This window comes from Lyngbya sp. CCY1209, assembly GCF_055795065.1.
On the sequence record NZ_JAYFER010000096.1, the window covers coordinates 1 to 3,102 of the forward strand.

The 3,102-nt window shown below is 56.9% G+C and carries 1 protein-coding gene; it reads left to right on the top strand.

Annotated features, from left to right (window positions below; genetic code table 11):
* Positions 1 to 620: 620 nt before the first annotated feature.
* Positions 621 to 2,603, top strand: coding sequence for a diguanylate cyclase (locus AC0QHF_RS00570; protein WP_324702242.1), 1,983 nt, complete (start codon positions 621 to 623; stop codon positions 2,601 to 2,603).
* Positions 2,604 to 3,102 lie beyond the last annotated feature (499 nt).

A 3,102-nucleotide genomic window follows, 5' to 3' on the forward strand; every position in this document is an offset into this window, starting at 1 on the left:
TTTTAAGGTCATGGTACCTACAAATGCTTTCCAGTTTGTAGCCCTGCCGTTAACGGTTAAACAGCCCGACGAGGGGTGAAATAATGAGTGAAATTTTTCGGCTCAGATCCCCCAGAATGGGCCCGGCTGTTTCATTCTCGGCTACAAATTGCCGAAGGAGAGGGGGAGAACCGGTGACAGGGGGAGGGGGCGAAAGTTTTTTCGGGTTAAAAATACCTTTTCCCAGACCGAAAAATTCTCCCCATCTCCCTCTCTCCCCGTCTCCGGAGTCTCCCTCTCTCGCCATTTTTCGGGGGAAAATGAAACGGCCCTGCCAGAATGGGGGGTTTGGGGGTTCGATATTTTTCATCATGGCTTCACACTGCTATAAAATTCAATTCCGCTGTCGCGAATTTGGGACGGGTCGGGTTGCGAAAGAAAACGGAAAATGCACCGGCTCGGTCGGTATAAATCCCCCATTGGGGGGAAACTTGGGGGGCCGTTTTTTATGCCGTCAGGCAGAAAAAAATTGTCCCCCCATTTTCCCGGAAAAAAATCAATTAAAATTGTAGGGTGAATGTGCATCAACTTCAAGTTTTCCATCTCTTTTGATGGGAACGTCGGTTCGAGCGGCGGTATTCATGAACAGCGAATATTTGACGGCATCAGAGGGAAGGATCTTATGGATTGAGGGAAATTGCGGCGACGGCGGCCGCACCGAAGCCGAGATCCGCGATCGCGCGACGCTGGAAAATCTCTTGTGCGGCCGGAGTTATCAAGTCCGGCGTGCGACGGGTTGCCAGCAGGCTTGGGATGTTTTGAAATCCGAGCCATGCGATGTCATCCTTGTCGAAACCCGACTTCCCGACGGAACGGGTTACGAGTTGTGCCACTGGCTCAAATCGAGGGTTCAATTCCAACAAATACCGGTCATTTTAATGGAAAGTCCAGGCGATCGCTTAAATCGAAGCACCGTTTTCAACGTCGGCGGTGCGGACTACCTGATGCAACCGCTGCATCCCCAAGAGACCATCAAGCGGGTGGAATATCAGATCACCCTACTCCGCCAGCAACGGCAGCTCACGGAACAAAATCTCGGCCTGAGCTGGGAGCGGAACAAATCCCAAATCGCCCAGTTGGCCCTCGAACAGCAGCAGGCCTTTTTGCGGATGGTGATCGACGCGAACCCCAACCTAATTTTTATCAAAGACTGGAACGGCCGCTTCACCCTGGCCAACCGCACGATCGCCGACCTCTACGGGACGACGGTGGAAGGGTTGCTGGGCAAAACCGAAGCCGACTTCAACCCCAACCGTCACCAAACCGACCGGTTGCTGGAGGGCGATCGGGAGATCATGGCCGCCGGAAAAGCCCGACTCGTCGCCGCCGAACCCCTGCGCCTGGCGACGGGGGAGGTGCGCTGGTTCCAAACCAACAAAATTCCCCTGATTTCCGAGGACGGCAAAATCCGCCACCTCCTGGGCGTCTCCACCGACATCACCGAACGGCAGGAGGCAGAACGGGCGCTGTGGTCCCACGCCGAACGGGAGCGGCTGCTGCGCGGCATCGTGCAGCAAATTCACGAATGTCTGGACCTCGACGACACCCTCAAATGCACCGTCACCCAAGTGCGGGAATTTCTGGGGGCCGATCGCGTCCTCATCTACCGTCCGGAGGCGGGCGACGACTATCGGGCGGTGATGGAATCCGTCGAAAGCCCCTGGCAACCGGCGCTCGGGACCTCCGTCAACTACGGTTGGCTCTCGGAAGCCTTCCGGGAACTCGAAGCGGCCGACGACATCCAAATTCGCGCGATCGCCGACACCCACGCCCCCGAAGTGCCGGAAGCCGTCCGGGAGCGGCTCGAAGGGTTGCAGGTCGCCGCCTGCCTGATCTTACCCCTGATCCGCCACTATCCTCAGCGGACCGAAAATGACGGCGGGTGGGAGCATTCCCTGTGGGGGTTGCTCGTTATCCACCAGTGCGGCGGCCCCCGGGAGTGGCGCCCGGAAGAAATCGAAGCCCTGCGATCGCTGGCCACTCCGATCGCGATCGCCATCCAGCAGGGGGAACTCTACGCCCGACTGCAAGTCGCCAACCGGGAACTCGAACACCTCGCCACCCTCGACGGACTCACGGGACTCGCCAACCGCCGCCAGTTCGACACTTACCTACACCGGGAGTGGCAGCGGATGTTGCGGGACGAAGCCCCCCTGTCGGCGATCATGGGGGACGTGGACTTTTTCAAAGCCTACAACGACACCTACGGCCACCAGATGGGGGATGAGTGCCTCAAAGCGATCGCCAAAGTCCTCGACCGCTGCGCCAAACGCCCCGCAGACCTCGCCTGCCGCTACGGGGGCGAAGAATTCGCGATCGTCCTCCCCGACACCCCCCCGGAAGGCGCCCTGCAAGTCGCCGAGGAGATCCGCACCGAGATACAAAAACTGCACGTCAAACACGAGACATCCGCAATTTCCAACTGCGTCACCCTCTCCCTCGGGATCGCCTGCCGGGTCCCGACGCCCGACCTCGCCCCGGAACACCTGATCGAACTCGCCGACGCCGCCCTCTACGAAGCCAAACGCCTCGGCCGAAACCGCATCGTCTGCGATCGGGGATGATCGGGTCTGCTCCCTGCCGTGTTTCTTTGAGTCCCCGCACCGACTTCCCTCCGTCCCCCACTCCCGGGGACTCTCGATTGATCGCAGTGCGCGATCGTATAGTTACAAAACCTATAAAAGGGAGTTGGGAGTTGGGAGATTCATCATTCCCGGCGTGTTACCACGCCAGCACTCGTTATTTTCCTTTCTCAAAAAAAATTAAGAAATGTTAAAATTTTCGACTTTTTTGGGGAGGGGGGTTGCTTTTGCTCTTGACTTTCTGTATTATTTTAGATAATGGGAGTGGTGACGAAAATATTATTTTTGCAACCACTCCCATTATGAGGGTTTATGTCAATATCTTACCGGAAATCGCCGCCCCCTGTCAACCCCTTTTCACCCATTTCGAGCCCGATTTTTAAAAAAATTTTGAATGAGGAGGAGTAAGCTCACCCCGGTCTAAAGACGCGGGGCTTTCGCACTAACCCGTTACAGTATCTAGCCAAGAGCAAGATAGAGG

Excerpts from the sequence above, each read along its gene's own strand:
- AC0QHF_RS00570 (WP_324702242.1), top strand. The coding sequence starts at position 621 with ATGAACAGCGAATATTTGACGGCATCAGAGGGAAGGATCTTATGGATT.